At 75.3% G+C, this 15,236-nt stretch carries 18 protein-coding genes; 5 read left to right on the forward strand and 13 right to left on the reverse strand.

What is annotated here, in order from left to right:
* Nucleotides 1–27: 27 nt before the first annotated feature.
* The 3 genes from FB458_RS03805 to FB458_RS03815 all read right to left on the reverse strand — a co-directional run bounded on the left by FB458_RS03805 (nucleotide 28) and on the right by FB458_RS03815 (nucleotide 1,913).
* The gene (locus FB458_RS03805; RefSeq protein WP_003792170.1) at nucleotides 28–126 is read right to left on the reverse strand and encodes a 30S ribosomal protein bS22; all 99 of its coding nucleotides are present in this window, start codon (nucleotides 124–126) and stop codon (nucleotides 28–30) included.
* A gap of 185 nt (nucleotides 127–311) precedes the next feature.
* Entirely contained in the window at nucleotides 312–512 is a 201-nt protein-coding gene (locus FB458_RS03810) for a helix-turn-helix domain-containing protein (RefSeq protein ID WP_141846914.1), read from the reverse strand.
* Between the two features lie 204 nt (nucleotides 513–716).
* Nucleotides 717–1,913: an acetoin utilization protein AcuC gene (locus FB458_RS03815; RefSeq protein ID WP_141846916.1), complete on the reverse strand. Its 1,197-nt coding sequence runs from the start codon at nucleotides 1,911–1,913 to the stop codon at nucleotides 717–719.
* A 38-nt stretch (nucleotides 1,914–1,951) separates the two neighbouring features.
* Between FB458_RS03815 and FB458_RS03820 the strand changes: the two genes are divergently transcribed.
* The 3 genes from FB458_RS03820 to FB458_RS03830 are packed head-to-tail and all read left to right on the forward strand — an operon-like array spanning nucleotide 1,952 to nucleotide 4,879.
* Complete coding sequence (locus FB458_RS03820) at nucleotides 1,952–2,620, forward strand: potassium channel family protein (RefSeq protein ID WP_141846918.1); 669 nt, start codon at nucleotides 1,952–1,954, stop codon at nucleotides 2,618–2,620.
* A complete protein-coding gene (locus tag FB458_RS03825) occupies nucleotides 2,617–3,528 on the forward strand; it encodes a glycoside hydrolase family protein (protein WP_141846920.1) in 912 nt (303 codons plus the stop codon). Before FB458_RS03820 ends, FB458_RS03825 begins: the two co-directional genes overlap by 4 nt.
* 37 nt (nucleotides 3,529–3,565) lie before the next feature.
* Entirely contained in the window at nucleotides 3,566–4,879 is a 1,314-nt protein-coding gene (locus tag FB458_RS03830; protein WP_141846922.1) for a glycoside hydrolase family 15 protein, read from the forward strand.
* A gap of 72 nt (nucleotides 4,880–4,951) precedes the next feature.
* Here FB458_RS03830 and FB458_RS03835 read toward each other — a convergent pair whose 3' ends face one another.
* Together FB458_RS03835 and FB458_RS03840 are read right to left on the reverse strand one after the other, a co-directional pair.
* Nucleotides 4,952–5,710 (reverse strand): SDR family NAD(P)-dependent oxidoreductase, encoded by a 759-nt coding sequence (locus FB458_RS03835; protein ID WP_141846924.1) that lies wholly within the window; start codon nucleotides 5,708–5,710, stop codon nucleotides 4,952–4,954.
* Between the two features lie 2 nt (nucleotides 5,711–5,712).
* Complete coding sequence (locus tag FB458_RS03840; protein ID WP_141846926.1) at nucleotides 5,713–6,864, reverse strand: acyl-CoA dehydrogenase family protein; 1,152 nt, start codon at nucleotides 6,862–6,864, stop codon at nucleotides 5,713–5,715.
* Between the two features lie 82 nt (nucleotides 6,865–6,946).
* Here FB458_RS03840 and FB458_RS03845 point away from each other — a divergent pair, with 82 nt between their 5' ends.
* Nucleotides 6,947–7,516: a TetR/AcrR family transcriptional regulator gene (locus tag FB458_RS03845; RefSeq protein WP_141846927.1), complete on the forward strand. Its 570-nt coding sequence runs from the start codon at nucleotides 6,947–6,949 to the stop codon at nucleotides 7,514–7,516.
* 11 nt (nucleotides 7,517–7,527) lie between these two features.
* Here FB458_RS03845 and FB458_RS03850 read toward each other — a convergent pair whose 3' ends face one another.
* Genes FB458_RS03850 through proC form a run of 4 tightly spaced genes read right to left on the reverse strand, consistent with a single transcriptional unit; the run spans nucleotide 7,528 to nucleotide 10,163 of the window.
* On the reverse strand, nucleotides 7,528–8,208 hold the full coding sequence (locus FB458_RS03850; protein WP_141846928.1) for a DUF899 family protein: 681 nt from the start codon (nucleotides 8,206–8,208) through the stop codon (nucleotides 7,528–7,530).
* Nucleotides 8,209–8,254: 46 nt separating this feature from the next.
* On the reverse strand, nucleotides 8,255–8,794 hold the full coding sequence (locus tag FB458_RS03855) for a GNAT family N-acetyltransferase (RefSeq protein ID WP_141846930.1): 540 nt from the start codon (nucleotides 8,792–8,794) through the stop codon (nucleotides 8,255–8,257).
* Nucleotides 8,791–9,360 carry a GNAT family N-acetyltransferase gene (locus tag FB458_RS03860; RefSeq protein ID WP_246061049.1) on the reverse strand — a complete coding sequence of 190 codons (570 nt, stop codon included), beginning with the start codon at nucleotides 9,358–9,360 and terminating at the stop codon, nucleotides 8,791–8,793. The genes FB458_RS03855 and FB458_RS03860 overlap by 4 nt, the downstream gene beginning before the upstream one ends.
* Nucleotides 9,357–10,163: a pyrroline-5-carboxylate reductase gene (gene proC, locus FB458_RS03865; RefSeq protein ID WP_141846932.1), complete on the reverse strand. Its 807-nt coding sequence runs from the start codon at nucleotides 10,161–10,163 to the stop codon at nucleotides 9,357–9,359. The genes FB458_RS03860 and proC overlap by 4 nt, the downstream gene beginning before the upstream one ends.
* Nucleotides 10,164–10,312: 149 nt before the next feature.
* On the opposite strand from proC, the gene FB458_RS03870 reads away from it, so the two are divergent.
* Nucleotides 10,313–11,968, forward strand: coding sequence for a M4 family metallopeptidase (locus FB458_RS03870; RefSeq protein WP_141846934.1), 1,656 nt, complete (start codon nucleotides 10,313–10,315; stop codon nucleotides 11,966–11,968).
* A gap of 60 nt (nucleotides 11,969–12,028) precedes the next feature.
* Here the strand turns inward: FB458_RS03870 and FB458_RS03875 are convergent, their stop codons facing one another.
* The 4 genes from FB458_RS03875 to FB458_RS03890 are packed head-to-tail and all read right to left on the reverse strand — an operon-like array spanning nucleotide 12,029 to nucleotide 15,145.
* Nucleotides 12,029–12,652 (reverse strand): GDSL-type esterase/lipase family protein, encoded by a 624-nt coding sequence (locus tag FB458_RS03875; RefSeq protein WP_141846936.1) that lies wholly within the window; start codon nucleotides 12,650–12,652, stop codon nucleotides 12,029–12,031.
* A complete protein-coding gene (locus FB458_RS03880; RefSeq protein WP_246061050.1) occupies nucleotides 12,645–13,604 on the reverse strand; it encodes a proline dehydrogenase family protein in 960 nt (319 codons plus the stop codon). Before FB458_RS03880 ends, FB458_RS03875 begins: the two co-directional genes overlap by 8 nt.
* 57 nt (nucleotides 13,605–13,661) lie before the next feature.
* A complete protein-coding gene (locus tag FB458_RS03885; protein ID WP_141846938.1) occupies nucleotides 13,662–14,405 on the reverse strand; it encodes an ABC transporter permease in 744 nt (247 codons plus the stop codon).
* The gene (locus FB458_RS03890) at nucleotides 14,402–15,145 is read right to left on the reverse strand and encodes an ABC transporter ATP-binding protein (protein WP_141846940.1); all 744 of its coding nucleotides are present in this window, start codon (nucleotides 15,143–15,145) and stop codon (nucleotides 14,402–14,404) included. The genes FB458_RS03885 and FB458_RS03890 overlap by 4 nt, the downstream gene beginning before the upstream one ends.
* Between the last annotated feature and the right edge of the window lie 91 nt (nucleotides 15,146–15,236).

Raw genomic sequence — 15,236 nt, forward strand, 5'->3', positions numbered from 1 at the left:
GTCCGGGCCCTCGCGGGTGATCTGGGGTTACTTCTTGTTGCGACGCTGGTGACGCGTCTTGCGCAGCAGCTTGCGGTGCTTCTTCTTCGCCATCCGCTTGCGGCGCTTCTTGATGACAGAGCCCATGGGACCGTCCTTCGTGCGTTGGGCCCGCACCCGTCAGGGGCGGGCGATCCGTGTCGAAACCCGGCTTCGACGGGGACACGGGTCGTGACGCACTCGCCGATCAGGTACTTCAGCCCCCAGGGTACCGTCCCGCGGGGCGGCTCCCAAACAGCGTGGGGCGGGTGGTGCGGTGGCCGGTCGGGGGCTCAGGCCGAGTCGACGTACGACGCGCGCAGGTAGCGGTCGACGGCGTCCTCCGGGACGCGGAAGGAGCGACCGACGCGGACGGCGGGCAGCTCGCCCGCGTGGACGAGCCGGTAGACGGTCATCTTCGACACCCGCATGATCGAGGCGACCTCGGCGACCGTCAGGAACCTCACCTCGGCGAGCTGGCGCTCGGGGGACATGGACACCTCGTTCTGTTGGTGCGCGTGCGGCCGCCGGCTTCCCCTCCGGCGGAGGAGCCACACCGCGCACTGCTGACTCTAGAGGTTCCTGTGACGGATGGGGAAGCGGTGAGTAGGTCCCGAGGGTCCGCTGCAAGGCGACACGCCGTACGCCGTCCCGTTTTCCGGCCGTTCGGACGAGCCGCGCCGAGGGGGGCGGGGGCGTCAGTCGAACCAGACGTCGAGGCCGTGCAGCGGGAAGACCGCCTGACGGGTCGCCATGACGGCCCGGTCCAGCGGGTCGTCGGGGTCGTAGCCGACGTCCCACGAGCGCCACCACAGCGGGCCTCCCCCGACGGGCAGGTCGCCCATCCGCGAGGGGCCGGGACGACCGGTGAGGTGCTGGACGTGCTCGCGCCACTCGGTGGGGACGGGTTCCTCCACGGCGATCGGCCGGTGCGCGGCGATCGCGGTCAGGTGGGTCCACGTGCGCGGGACGACGTCGACGACCTCGTACCCGCCGCCGCCCAGGGCGACCCAGCGGCCGTCGCACAGCTGGTGGGAGAGCCGGTGCAGCTCCTCCGCGGCGGCACGCTGCGCGTCGACCGACAGCGCCAGGTGGGCGAGCGGGTCGTGCGCGTGGGTGTCGCAGCCGTGCTGGGTGACGAGGACCTGGGGCTGGAAGGCGCGCAGCAGCGGCACGACGCTGGAGTGGAACGCCCGCAGCCACGCGCCGTCGCCGGTGCCGGGGGGCAGGGCGACGTTGACGGCGTAGCCCTGCGCGTCGGGGCCGCCGATGTCGGTCGGGAAGCCGGTTCCCGGGAAGAGGGCTCGGCCGGTCTCGTGCAGCGAGATCGTCAGCACGCGGGGGTCGTCCCAGAACGCGCGCTCGACCCCGTCGCCGTGGTGGACGTCGGTGTCGACGTACGCGACGCGCTCGACGCCCTGGTCGAGCAGCCAGCGGATGCCCACGGCGATGTCGTTGTAGATGCAGAAGCCGGCGGCGGCGCCGGGCATCGCGTGGTGCAGGCCGCCGCAGAAGTTCACCGCGTGCGCGGCCTCGCCGGTCCAGACCGCCTCGCAGGCGTCGCGGGTGCCCGCGCAGATCCGGGCGCTCGCCTCGTGCATGGCCGGGAAGGCCGGGTCGTCGTCGGTGCCGAGCCCCCAGGTGCCGTCCGCGTCGTGCGGGTGGGTCGACAGGTCGCGCACCGCGGCGACGTAGTCGCGGTCGTGCACCGTGGTCAGCAGCGCGTCGTCGGGCACCTCGGGCTCGTGCACCCGCACCCCCTCGCCGCCGAGCAGGCCGAAGGCGTCGCAGAGCCGCGCGGTCAGGTCGAGCCGGACCGGCGACATCGGGTGGCTGGGACCGAAGTCGTAGCGGGTGAAGCCCGGGCTCCAGACCACCAGCGCCTGCGTTGGCATGATGGGGACGCTACCCGTCCAGCCCAGGAGTGCCGCCCATGGCCCGCAACAAGCTCTTCACCGAGCCCGTCGCCGTCATCGGCCTGGGGCGCTTCGGCACCGCCTGCGCCCTCGAGCTGGCGCGCGTCGGCCACCCGGTGACCGTCGTCGAGAAGGACCCCGTCGTCGCCGAGGCCTTCCACGGCCGGGTCGACAAGGTCGTCGTGCGCGACGCCACCCAGCCCGCCGCCGTCCAGGCCGTGCGGCAGGCGGGGACGAAGATCGCCGTCGTCGGGATCGGGTCGTCGGTCGAGGCGTCGGTCCTCGCGGCGGTCAACCTCGTCGACGCGGGCGTGCCGACGATCTGGGCCAAGGCGATGTCGCCCGAGCACGGCCGGATCCTCGAGCGGATCGGCGTGCACCAGGTCGTCTACCCGGAGGGCGAGTCGGGTCAGCGCACCGCGCACCTGCTCAACGGCCGGCTGCTGGACTACCTCGAGTTCGACGACGACTTCGTCATCGTCCGGATGCGCCCGCCCGCGGAGGCGGTCGGCTTCACGCTGACCCAGAGCGCGCTGCGCAGCAAGTACGGCGTCACCGTGGTCGGGGTCAAGGCGCTCGGCGAGGAGTTCGCCTACGCCGAGGCGCACACGAAGATCCGCGCCGACCACGAGCTCATCGTCTCCGGGCCGCCCGGGCTCGTCGAGCGGCTCGCGGCGCGGCCGTGAGCGGTCCCTCGTCCGTGCCGCTGCCGACGACCGAGGGCGCGCAGGTCGTCGTCCCGGCGCCCGGACCGGGCCCGGGGTCCTGGGCCGGCGCGGCGAGCGCCACCCTCGTGGACGGCGTGGTCTGGCTGGCCTACCGGGTACGACGCCCCCTCGGCGAGGGGCGTGGCGTGGCCGTCGTCGTGGCCCGCTCGGACGACGGCGTGGCGTTCGAGACCGTCGGCGAGGTGCGGCGCGAGGCGTTCGGGGCGGAGTCGTTCGAGCGGCCGGTCGTCGTGCGCCGCCCGGACGGCGGCTGGCGGCTCTACCTCTCCTGCGCGACGCCGGGCAGCAAGCACTGGTGGGTGGAGGCGCTCGACGCGGACCGGCCGCAGGACCTGGCGGCGGGTCGTCGTACGCGCGTCCTGCCGGGCAGCGACGTCGAGGGCGTCAAGGACCCCGTCGTCCTCGTCGGGGACCCGGCGACCGGGCGCCCGTGGCGGATGTGGCTGTGCGTGCACCCCCTCGACGTCCCCGGCCACGAGGACCGGATGACGACGCACCACCTCACCAGCGACGACGGTCTGGACTGGCGCTCGGACGGGCCGGTGCTCACGCCGACCCCGGGCACCTGGGACGCGCGCGGTGCGCGGGTGACGGCGGTGCTCTCGGCCGACCCGCTCGTCGTGCTCTACGACGGCCGGGCGAGCGCCGAGGACAACTGGCACGAGGTGACCGGCGTCGCGCGCGAGGTCGGTCTCGGCTCGGCGCTGGTCGCCGACCCGGCCGGCCCGGCGGCGCGCTCGCCGTGGTCGGACGGGGCGCTGCGCTACGCGAGCGCCGTCCCCCTGCCCGACGGGCGGACCCGGTTCTACGTCGAGGCGGCCCGCCCCGACGGGGCGCACGACCTGCTCACCTGCGTGGTCGGCTGACGGCCCGCCCGCGGGCGGATCGGGGCATACTGCGCGGGTGACCGGGGGCCGGACGACGCGCCGCGCGCTGCTCGGCGGCGTGGGCGCCCTCGGGCTGGCCGCCGTCGGCGGCGGCGCCGTCCTGCGCGCCCGGGCCGAGGACTCCGGCCCCGCCGACCTGCCGCTGCGCTCGGTCACCGTCGCGCTGTCGGCGCCCGGGACGCCGGTCGAGGTGCCCGTCGCCGACGCCGCGCGGGTGGTGCCGGGCACGCGGGTGCTGCGGGGAGCCCGCGACGAGCGGTCCCTCGTCGCGGCCCAGCGCGCGAGCCTGGTGGCCGCCCCGGCGTGGGTCCGCGCGGGTGACCGCTGGGGCGCCCTGGCCCGGGACGCGCTGCTCGACCTGCAGGTCCTCGCCCTGCCCGACGGCGCGCACGTGGCCGGGTGGACCCCGGCCTGGCGCTACGTGTGGCCGCGCGACTCCTCGCACGTCGCCGCGGCGTACGTCGCCACCGGGCGGGCCGCGCAGGCCGCTCCGCTCGTGCGGTTCCTGGTCCGCGTCCAGTCCGACGACGGGTGGTTCGAGGCGCGCTACCGGCCCGACGGGTCGGGGCCGCCGGACGACCGCCAGCGCCAGCTCGACGGGACCGGGTGGGCGCTGTGGGCGGCCGCGACCGTGTCGACCGCGCTCCCCCGCGCCGAGGGCGCAGCGCTGGCGGGCGAGTGCCGCCGGATGGCGCGGCGCGGGCTGGCGCTCGTCGACGGGTCGACCGACGGCGGCCGCAGCCTGCCGCCGGCGTCGCCGGACTACTGGGAGGTGCCCGAGCGGTCGGTCACTCTCGGGACGGTCGCGCCGCTCGTGCTCGGGATGCGCTGTGCGGCAACGGTGCTGGCCGGTCTGGGCGACGACCGCTCGGCCGCGCGGGCCCGGGCGGTGGGGGCCGCGCTCGCCTCGACGCTCGAGGCGTCGTACGGGCCCCAGGGGTACCCGCGGCACCTCGACGACGACGACCCGGACGCGGCGGTCGGGTTCCTCGCCCCGCCGTACGCCGCCGCCCCGGTCGCCCGGGTGACCGCTGCCCTGCCGGCGAGCGAGGCGCGGATGCGTCGTCGTGCGGGGGGCGTCGCGCCGGGCGCGTCGTGGCGCGACGACGGGATCAGCTGGACGCCGGAGACGGCGCTGCTCGCGCTGGGGTACGCCGGGTCGGGCCGCACCGCCGACGCGTGGCGGCTGCTCGACTGGGTCGAGCGTCACCGGACCGCGGTCGGGTCGCTCCCCGAGAAGGTGCTGTGGGACGGCCGCCCGGCGTCGGTCGCGCCGCTGGGCTGGACGGCCGCCCTCGTCCTGCTCACCCTCGAGCGGCTGCGGGGCTGACCCGAATCGGATTCGGCCCACTCGGCTCGGGTCGTGACGGGAGCCGAGCGGGCCGAATCCGATTCGCGGGCGTCAGCGCGGGGCCATCCGCAGGGCGCCGTCCATCCGGATGACCTCGCCGTTGAGGTAGTCGTGCTCGACGACCATGGTCACGAGGCGCGCGTACTCCTCCGGCCGGGCCAGGCGCTGCGGGAAGGGGACGCCGGCGGCGAGGCCGGCGCGGAACTCCTCGGACACCGTCGCGAGCATCGGGGTGTCGACGATGCCGGGGGCGATGGTGCAGACGCGGATGCCGTACTGCGCGAGGTCGCGCGCGGCCGGGAGGGTGAGGCCCACGACGCCGCCCTTGCTCGAGGCGTACGCCGCCTGCCCGACCTGCCCGTCGTAGGCCGCGATCGAGGCGGTGTTGACGACGACGCCGCGCTGGCCGTCGGCGTCCGGCTCGGTCTGCGCCATGGCCTCGGCGGCGAGCGCCATGACGGTGAACGTGCCGACGAGGTTGATGCTCACGACCTTGGCGTAGAGCGCGAGGTCGTGGACGCCCTTCCTCCCCAGCACCCGCATGGACGGGCCGATGCCGGCGCAGGAGACGACGGTGCGCAGCGGCACCCCGAGCCCGGTGGCGGCGGCGACGGCCTGGCGCACCTCCGACTCGGAGGTGACGTCGGCGGCGACGTACCGCACGCCGTCGACGTCCGGGGCCTGGTCGATGGCCGCGGCCAGGTCGACGGCGACGACCTGCGCACCGCGCTGCGCCAGCGCCGTCGCGGTGGCGGCCCCCAGGCCGGAGGCCCCGCCGGTGACGAGGGCGGCGGTCGAGGTGAGGTCCATGCTCAGGCTCCTTGCTTGGCGAGGTCACGGCTGATGACGAGCCGCTGGATCTGGTTGGTCCCCTCGAAGATCTGCATGACCTTCGTCTCGCGCATGTAGCGCTCGACGGGGAAGTCCTTGGTGTAGCCGGCGCCGCCGAGGACCTGGACGGCGTCGGTCGTCACCCGCATGGCGTTGTCGGTGGCGACGAGCTTGGCGATCGACGCCTGCCGCCCGTAGGGCCGGCCGGCGTCGCGCAACCGGGCGGCGTGAAGGTACGTCGCCCGGGCGGACTCGACCGCGGCGGCCATGTCGGCGAGCAGGAAGCCGAGCCCCTGGTGGTCGATGATCCTCTTGCCGAAGGCCTCGCGCTCCTTCGCGTAGCGGACCGCGACATCGAGGGCGCCCTGCGCGACGCCGGTGGCGACGGCGGCGATGCCGAGCCGGCCGGCGTCGAGCCCGGCGAGCGCCAGCCCGAGGCCCTGCCCCTCGTCGCCGATCCGCCGCTCGACCGGGACGACGACGTCCTCGAACAGCATCGAGGCGGTCGTGGAGCCCATCAGCCCCATCTTGTCCTCGGGGGTGTCGGCGGTGAGACCGGGCGCGTCGGCCGGGACGAGGAAGCAGCTGATGCCGCGGGCGCCGGTGTCGGCGGTGCGGGCCATAACCGTGTAGAAGTCGGCGTGGCCGCCGTGGGTGACCCAGGCCTTGGCGCCCTTGAGGACGTACTCGTCGCCCCGCCGCGTCGCGGTCGCCCGCATCGCCGCCGGGTCGGAGCCGGCGTGGGCCTCGCTGAGGCAGTAGGCGCCGAGCAGGTCGCCGGACAGCATCTCGGGCAGCCAGCGCTCGCGCTGCTCGTCGGTGCCGCCGGTGAAGAGCGGGAAGCACGACAGGGCGTGGACGCTCACGCCGACGCCGACGCTGGCCCACGCCGCGGCGATCTCCTCGAGGACCTGCAGGTAGACCTCGTACGGCTGGGCGGCGCCGCCGACCTCCTCGGGGTAGGGCAGGCCGAGCAGACCTGACTTCCCGAGCGTCCGGTAGACGTCGCGCGGGAGCTCGCCGGAGCGCTCCACGCCGTCGACGAGTGGGCGCAGCTCCTTGTCGACGATCTCGCGGGTGAGGGCGACGAGATCCTCGCCCTCCTCGGTGGGCATCAGGCGGTCGGCGGGCACGGGCACCTCCGGGTGGGAGTCGAACAACGGCGGTCGGTACGGCGAACTGTACCCCAGTCCGTCCCCTGGTACTGTCCGGCGTATGCCCCCGACCACCGCCGCCGCCACTCCGCGGACCGGCGCGCTGCTCGACGAGCTGGTCGAGCTCTTCCTCGCCGAGGGGTTCCGCGACCTCAACCTCGCGGCGCTGGCGGCCCGGCTGCGGTGCTCGAAGTCGACGCTCTACGCGATCGCCCCGAGCAAGGAGCAGCTCGTCGTCACCGTGGTCCGCGCGTTCTTCCGCCGCGCGGCCGAGCGGGTCGAGGCCCGGCTGGCCCGCGCGCGACGCGACCGGCGGATCGGCACCTACCTGCTGGCCATCGCCGAGGAGCTCGCGCCGGCCTCCGAGCGGTTCTTCGCCGACGTCGACGCGTTCGCGCCGGCACGCGAGATCTACACCCGCAACACGCAGTTCGCCGCCGACCGGGTGCGCGAGCTCGTCCGCGAGGGCACGACCCGCCGCGGTGTGGACGCGACCTTCGTCGGCGTCGTCGCGGCGTCGGTGATGGAGGCGATCAACGCCGGCCGGATCGGCGCGGCGACCGGGCTGGACGACGCGGCGGCGTACCGGGCGCTCGCCGACCTGCTCGTGTCGGGCGTCTCCCCGCGCTGAGCCCCTCCCGCTCAGCCGTAGGTGGGGTACTGCGGCCAGCCCTCGGGGCTGTCCTCCCAGTCCTGCTGCCGCCCGTAGACCGTGCGGTCCATGATGTGCGCGACGGGCAGGATCGCCTCGGTGCCGCGGGCGCCGGTCATGTAGGTGAGGTACGGCGTCCCGTCCTTCAGCAGGTAGTACGAGTAGCCGGGGACCGGACCCTGGTAGTCGCCGTGGTCGAGCGTCCACCCCCAGTCCTGGTGGTACGTCGTCGCCCCCGAGGACACCCACCGGTGCGGCCAGCCGCGCTGCCGCCGCCACGCCTCGAGCTTCTCCACGGGCGCCTGCGAGATCATCGCGAAGGCGATGCCCTCGTCGTCGAGCCGCGACATGGTCGCCGGCAGGTTGTCGACCGCCCACGTGCAGCTCGGGCAGCCCGCCTCCCAGTCGACGCCGTACATGACGTTCTGCACGAGCAGCAGGTAGTGCTCCCCGAACAGCTCGGTGAGCCGCACCGGGCCGTCGACGCCCTCGAAGACGTAGTCCTCCACCTCGACCATCGGCAGCCGCCGGCGCGCCGCCGCGGCACGGTCGCTCGCCCGGGTGACCTCCTTCTCGCGCACCACCTGCTCGGCGAGCGCGGCGTCGAAGGCGGCCCGGTCGACCACGGGCGGAGCCGCCTCGGGCTGGTGGGCCTTGGGGTTCGCGGTCATGCGTCCTCCTCGTCGAGGGTGGCCGCGGCCGGCAGGAGCCGGCCGGTCAGAGGCGGGTCGGCGCCGCCCGGTCGTCGCCGAGCGGCAGGACCATGGCGATCTCGGTGTCACCGAGCTCGGTGCCGTCGGGCAGCCGCATCGGGCGGCGGAAGTCGGTGGGGCGGAAGCCCATCCCGGAGGCGAAGGCGACCGCCTTGCCGTTGTCGGTGCCGACCCAGAAGGTCACGTGGCTCAGGCCGTCCTCGCGGGCCCGCTCGGCCCCGGCCTTGATCAGCCGGGTCGCGACGCCGCTGCCGCGGGCGTCGGGTGCCACCCACAGCCCGAAGATCTCGCCGACGCCGGGGACCTCCCCGTCGTCGTCGTGGGCGCGGCCGAGGCAGACCAGCCCGAGGAGCTGCTCCGTCGACTCGGCGACGAACCGGGTGGACCGGCGCAGCCGCAGCTTCCAGAAGTCCTCGTCGAACCCCTGCTCCTCGCTCAGCTTGGCGGCGAACGCCTCGGGCGACTCGGTGAGCGCCTGGAGCCGGATGCCGCGGAACTCCTCCCAGTCGGCCTCGCCCAGGGCCCGGACCATGACGTCGCTCATGCGCCCATCGTGCACGACGGTCCCGGGTCCGTCATCCCGGGGCCACCGGCAGCATCCGGCCGCCGCTCGCGCACCATGGCCTGCTCGTGCAGCTCGGGCCGGCGCGGGTGCGGGGTCGTCGCGCCGGTGGCCGTGAACCCGCACCGCTCGTAGAGCCGCCTCGCGCCGTCGTTGGAGCTCGTCACCTCCAGGACCACCCGGGCCAGCCCGCGGCGGTCGGCCTCGTCGAGGACGGCCCGCACCAGCCGCTCCCCCACCCCGCGTCGGCGGGCGGAGGGGGCGACGTACATCGCGACGAGGAAGGCCTCGTCCGGCGGGCCGTCCAGGGGTCCGTCCCACAGCGTCACCGAGCCGGCGGATCCGCCGGACACCTCGGCGAGGTACGTCGTCGCCGAGCCGAGGCGCGAGCGCCAGGTCGCCTCGTCGTGCGCCGCCGCCTCGGCGTGCGTGGTGAGGAACGCGTCGGGGGCGTCGAGCAGCATCTCGAGCCGGATCCGGCGGTAGGCCCCCCAGTCGTCGGGCCCGAGCCGCCGTACGGCGACCCGCGGCTCGGGGGGCTCGCTCACTGGGTCCCGGCGGCGAGGTCGTGCGAGCGCTGCGCCGCCGCCTCCATCGCGGTGATGAACGCGGCCCGGACCTTGTGGTCGTCGAGCTGGCGCAGCGCCGCGACCGTCGTCCCCCCGGGCGAGGACACCCGCTCGCGCAGGACCGTCGGGTGCTCGCCCGTCTCCTTGAGCATGGTCGCGGCGCCGTACAGCGTCTGGACGACGAGCTCGGACGACGTCGCCCGCGGCAGGCCGAGGACGACGCCCGCCTCGACCATGGCCTCGACGACGTAGAAGATGTACGCCGGCCCGCTGCCGGAGATCGCGGTCACGGCGTCCTGGTGCTTCTCCGGGACCTCGACGACCTTGCCGCACGACTCGAGCAGCGAGCGCGCCTCGGCGAGGTGCTCGGGCGAGCAGTGCTGACCCGCCGACACCGCGGCCATCCCCTCGTCGACCAGCGCCGGGGTGTTGGGCATGACCCGCGCGACCGCCACCCCCTCCGGCAGCCGGGCCTCGAGGAAGGCGGTCGTGATGCCCGCCGCGAGCGAGACGACGAGGTCCCCGGGCCGCACGTGGTCGTGGATCTCGGCCAGCAGCCCGTCCATGTCCTGCGGCTTGACGACGAGGACGAGCACGTCGGCGAGGTCGGCGGCCTCGAGGTTGGTGAGGACGCGGACGCCGTACCGCTCGGCCAACGAGGCCGCGTGGTCCGGGCGCCGCTCGGTGATGACGAGGTCCTCGCGCGGGCGCCCGGCCCGGACCAGCCCGGACAGCAGCGTCTCGCCCATCACGCCGGCACCGAAGATCGCGGTCGTCGTCATGGGGCCAGTATGTCGGCCGCGCCGGGCCGGACCGGGCCTGACCTTTTCCTGACCGAAACCTGGGGGAACGCCGACGGGCGCCCTGTCCCGACCTGCCCGGAGCCGACGTAGGAAGGACGGCAGGGGCACCGACCACAGGAGGACCACCCATGGCACGACCGTCGCGCACCCACCGCGCCACGATCCTCACCGCCGCCGCGCTCGCCGCGGCCGTCGCCGGCGTCACGCTCGGGACGACGGCGCAGGCCGCACCGGCCGGCACCCCCGCGCCGCGGGCGCTCGGCACCCTCGCCGTCGACGCGGCCGGGCTCGCCGAGCTCGCCCCCGGGGCGGCGCAGGCGGTCGCCGCGCAGCCGGCCGGCGCGGCGTTCGGCGCCGGGCAGGCGCTGACGGCGACCCGCGCGCTCGCCGACGGCGACGGCACCACGCACGTGCGGATGACCCGCACCTACCGCGGGCTGCCGGTCCTCGGCGGCGACCTGGTCGTGCACCGGGCGCCCGACGGCACGCTGCGCTCGGTGAGCCAGACGCTGCGGGCACCGCTGCGCCTCTCGACGACGCCCACCGTCACCCCCGCGTCGGCGAGCGGCGCCGCGGCCGCCCGCCTGGGCGCCGGCCGGTCGCTGACCCGGGGCGACGTCCCGTCGCTCGTCGTCGACGCCACCTCCGCCACCCCGCGGCTCGTCTGGGCGGTCCGCAGTGGCGGGACCCAGCCCGACGGGACGCCGAGCCGGCTGACGACGTACGTCGACGCGACGACCGGCGCGGTGGTGCGCTCGGAGGAGGGCATCCAGACCGTCGACGGGCAGGGCACCGGGCTCTACACCGGGACCGTGCCGCTGCAGCTGACCCTCGGCGGGTCGACGTACCAGCTCAAGGACGCCACCCGCGGCGGCACCTACACGACCGACATGGCGGGCAAGCAGGACTCCTACGGCTGCCAGCTGCTGGGGATCGGCTGCTCGACGGGGACGCTGTTCACCAGCGCCACCCCGAGCTTCGGCAACGGCAGCAGCGCCAACCGCGCGACGGCCGGCGTCGACGCGCAGTACGGCACCGACGTCACGTGGGACTTCTACAAGAACACCTACGGCCGCAACGGGATCTTCGGCACCGGCAAGGGCTCGTTCAACCGGGTCCACTACGGCAAGAACTACGTCAACGCCTTCTGGGACGGCACGAAGATGACCTACGGCGACGGCGACGGCAAGCAGTTCGGCCCGCTCGTCTCGCTCGACGTCACCGGGCACGAGATGAGCCACGGCGTGACCGAGAACAGCGCCGGGCTGACGTACTCCGGGGAGTCCGGGGGGCTCAACGAGGCGACCTCGGACATCTTCGGGACGATGGTCGAGTTCTCTGCCGCCAACCCGAAGCAGCCGGGGAACTACCTCATCGGCGAGGCGTTCGACTCGACCCACCAGGGCTTCCGGCGGATGGACGACCCGGCCAAGGACGGCGCCTCGCTCTCCTGCTACGGCCCGACCGCCCCGACGGTCGACGTGCACTACTCCTCGGGCATCGGCAACCACTTCTTCTACCTGCTGTCCGAGGGCTCGGGCACCAAGACGGTGAACGGGTTCTCCTACAGCTCGCCGGTCTGCCAGGGTGGCGCCGTCACCGGCATCGGCCGCGACGCGGCCTCGGCGATCTGGTACCGCGCGCTGACGGTGTACATGACCTCGAAGACGGACTACCGCGGCGCCCGCGCCGCCACCGTCTCGGCGGCGAGCGACCTGTACGGCGCCTCGTCGGCGCAGGTCGCCGCGGTCAAGGCCGCGTGGACGGCGGTGGCGGTCGGCTGACCCCTGGCGTTCGCACCGTCGGGGCACCGGTGCCCCGGCGGTGCGGACGCTGCTGGCCGCTCAGGCGCCGACGGCGTCCAGCCAGGAGCGCGCGAGCAGCGCGTGGCCGGCGGGGGTCGGGTGCACCCCGTCGTGCAGCAGCGCCTCGGGTGCGTCGCCGGCCGCGGCGTCGAAGGCCGCCTGCGCACGCACGACCACGGCGCCGTACGACGCCCCGACCCGGGCCACCGCGGCGCGACGGCCGGCGAGCTCGTCGTCCCACTCGCTCGTCACCGGGGGCACGTGGAGCGCGAACGGCTCGACGAGGACGAGCCGCTCGACGCCGGCTAACCGGGTGCGCTCGAGGAGCCGTCGCAGTGTCGCCTCGTAGTCCTCGACGCTCGTGGGGTCGGCGGCGTCGAAGCGGCGCCAGGTGTCGTTCACCCCGACGAGGACGCTGACGACCACCGGCCGCTCGGCGAGCACGTCGTCGTCCCAGCGTCGCTCGAGGTCGACGGCCCGGTCACCGGCGACGCCGCGGTTGCGGACGGCCAGGCCGGGGTGGGTCGTGGCGAGCGCGGCGGCGACGTCGCGCACCCAGCCCTCGCCGAGGCCGCCCGGGTCGGTGCGGTCGCGGCCGGCGTCGGTGACCGAGTCGCCGACGAGGACGAGGGTCCCGGCGGCGGGCAGGAACGGGTCAGCCACGCGTGGCGACGCCGCGCAGGAAGAACCCGACGTTGGCGGGGCGCTCGGCCAGGCGGCGCATGAAGTAGCCGTACCAGTCGTCGCCGTACGGGACGTAGACGCGCATCTGGTCACCGCGGTCGGCGAGCCGCTGCTGCTCCTCGGGGCGGATGCCGAAGAGCATCTGGTACTCGAAGGAGTGCGGGTCGCGGCCGTGCTTCGCCGCGAGCGCCCCGGCGATCTCGATGAGGCGCGGGTCGTGGCTGGCGACCATCGGGTAGCCCTCGCCGGCCATGAGGACCTTGAGGCAGCGCACGTAGGAGCGGTCGACGTCGGCGCCCTGGAACGCGACGGAGGCGGGCTCGTTGTACGCGCCCTTGCACAGCCGCACCCGCGAGCCGGCGTGGGCCAGGTCGCGGCAGTCGGCCTCGGTGCGGTGCAGGTAGGCCTGGAGCACGGCGCCGACCCACGGGAAGTCGACGCGGATCTCGCGCAGCGCCTCGAGCGTCGCGTCGGTCGTCGTGTGGTCCTCCATGTCGAGCGTGACGGTCGTGTCGGCCGCCGCGGCCGCCTCGCACACCTCGCGGGCGTGCTCGAGGGCGATCTTGCGCCCGTCGCCGGGCAGCAGCTGGCCGAGAGCGGTGAGCTTGAGCGAGACCTCGGCGCGGCCGCCGGCCGTGGCGCCGGCGTCGGACAGCCGGCGCAGGACCGTGAGGTAGGCGTCGCGGGTGGCCTGCGCCTGGGCGAGGTCGAGGGTGTCCTCGCCGAGGAAGTCGAGGGTGACCATCCGGCCGGTCGACTGGAGCTCGGCCGTCGCGCGGACGGCGTCGTCGGTGCTCGAGCCGGGCACGAACCGCTTGACGACGCCCCGGGTCACGGGGGCCTTCTCGACGGCGTCGCGGACGGTGCCGGACTTGGCGAGCTGGAGCAGGGACGTCCGCAGGGGTGTGCGGATCAGGTCGGTGGGACGCACCCGGGCACAGTACCGCCGCCCGGGGACACCGCCCGCCGGGCGGCGGGTGGGACGCCCTCAGGGCGTACGACGCCGCAGGGTCGCCGACCCGAGGACCAGCGCGGCGACGACGAACCCGAGCACGACGACCAGGTCGCGGCCCGCATCGCCGGCGGCACCCTGAGCGGTGGTGCGGGTCGCGATGGTCGTCATGGCGTCGACGGCGTAGGACAGCGGCAGGACGTCGCTGACCGCGTGCAGCACCGCCGGCAGCTGCTCGCGCGGCACGAGCAGCCCGCAGAGGAGGAACTGCGGCAGGACCACGGCGGGGAGGAACTGCACGGCCTGGAACTCCGTGCGGGCGAAGCCGCTGACGAGGAGCCCGAGCGCGGCGCCGAGGACCGCGTCGGCCACGGCGACGACGACGAGCAGCCCGACCGGACCGGCGACGTCGACCCCGCAGACGAGCACGGCGAAGGCCGTCGCGAGGACGGCCTGGACGACCGCGGCGGCCCCGAAGGCGAGGGCGTACCCGCCCACGAGGTCGCCCCGCCCGAGCCGGGTGGTGAGCAGCCGCTCGAGGGTGCCGCTCGTGCGCTCGCGCAGCGTGGTCACGCTCGTGACGAGGAACATCACGACGAAGGGGAAGACCCCGAGCAGCGCCGGGCCGACCCGGTCGACGACCGGGCCGCCGTCGTACACCCACGCGAGCAGGCCGATGAGCACGCAGGGGACGACGAGGAGCAGCGCGACGGTGCGGCGGTCGCCGCGCAGCTGACGCAGCACGCGGGCCGCGGTGACGAGGGTGAGCCGCGGGGTCACGGCATGGTCCCCGGGGCGCCGCGGGGCGCCCCCTCGACGAGCGCGAGGAAGGCCGCGTCGGCGTCGGTGGCGCCGGTCCGGGCGAGCAGCTGCGCGGGTGTCTCGTCGGCGAGGACGCGACCCTCGCGCAGCAGGACGAGCCGGTCGCAGCGGGTGGCCTCGTCCATGACGTGGCTCGAGACGAGCAGCGTGCGCCCCTCCCCCGCCAGCCGCGCGAAGAGCGCCCACAGATCGCGGCGCAGCACCGGGTCGAGGCCGACCGTGGGCTCGTCGAGGACGAGCAGGCGCGGGTCGCCGACGAGCGCGCAGGCCAGGGAGAGCCGCGAGCGCTGACCGCCGGACAGGGCCCGGGCGCGGGACGCCGCGACGGGTCCGAGGTCGACCTCCTCGAGGACCTCTGCGGCGCGGTCGCGGCCCGCCCCGGCGAGGTCGGCGAAGTAGCGCACGTTGTCGGTGACGCTCAGGTCGTCGTACACGCTCGGCTGCTGCGTGACGTAGCCGACGAGTCGGCGCAGCGGCGGGGAACCCGCCGGGTGGCCGAGCACGGTGACCCGCCCGGACGCGACGACCTGGACGCCGACGACCGCGCGCAGCAGCGTCGTCTTGCCGGAGCCGCTGGGGCCGAGGAGGCCGACGACCTGGCCGGCGGGGACGACGAGGTCGAGGTCGGGCAGCACCTCGCGGCCCCCGCGGACCACCCGCAGGTGCTCGACGACGACGGCCTCCGGGGTCGGGCCCACGCGGTCAGTGTGGCGCGGGCGGACCGCGCCGGGAAGGGCCCTGGGCCCCCGACAGGACGACGCCCTCCCCGCCGGGGGCGGGGAGGGCGTC

The organism is Lapillicoccus jejuensis (assembly GCF_006715055.1).
In the GTDB taxonomy this organism is placed as follows: Bacteria; Actinomycetota; Actinomycetes; order Actinomycetales; family Dermatophilaceae; genus Lapillicoccus; species Lapillicoccus jejuensis.

Coding starts and splice junctions, on each gene's coding strand:
- FB458_RS03815 (WP_141846916.1), bottom strand. CDS start 1,913: ATGCCAACGCAGGCGCTGGTGGTCTGGAGCCCGGGCTTCACCCGCTAC.
- FB458_RS03845 (WP_141846927.1), top strand. CDS start 6,947: ATGCCCCCGACCACCGCCGCCGCCACTCCGCGGACCGGCGCGCTGCTC.
- FB458_RS03810 (WP_141846914.1), bottom strand. CDS start 512: ATGTCCCCCGAGCGCCAGCTCGCCGAGGTGAGGTTCCTGACGGTCGCC.
- FB458_RS03850 (WP_141846928.1), bottom strand. CDS start 8,208: ATGACCGCGAACCCCAAGGCCCACCAGCCCGAGGCGGCTCCGCCCGTG.
- FB458_RS03870 (WP_141846934.1), top strand. CDS start 10,313: ATGGCACGACCGTCGCGCACCCACCGCGCCACGATCCTCACCGCCGCC.
- proC (WP_141846932.1), bottom strand. CDS start 10,163: ATGACGACGACCGCGATCTTCGGTGCCGGCGTGATGGGCGAGACGCTG.
- FB458_RS03805 (WP_003792170.1), bottom strand. CDS start 126: ATGGGCTCTGTCATCAAGAAGCGCCGCAAGCGGATGGCGAAGAAGAAG.
- FB458_RS03855 (WP_141846930.1), bottom strand. CDS start 8,794: ATGAGCGACGTCATGGTCCGGGCCCTGGGCGAGGCCGACTGGGAGGAG.
- FB458_RS03835 (WP_141846924.1), bottom strand. CDS start 5,710: ATGGACCTCACCTCGACCGCCGCCCTCGTCACCGGCGGGGCCTCCGGC.
- FB458_RS03820 (WP_141846918.1), top strand. CDS start 1,952: ATGGCCCGCAACAAGCTCTTCACCGAGCCCGTCGCCGTCATCGGCCTG.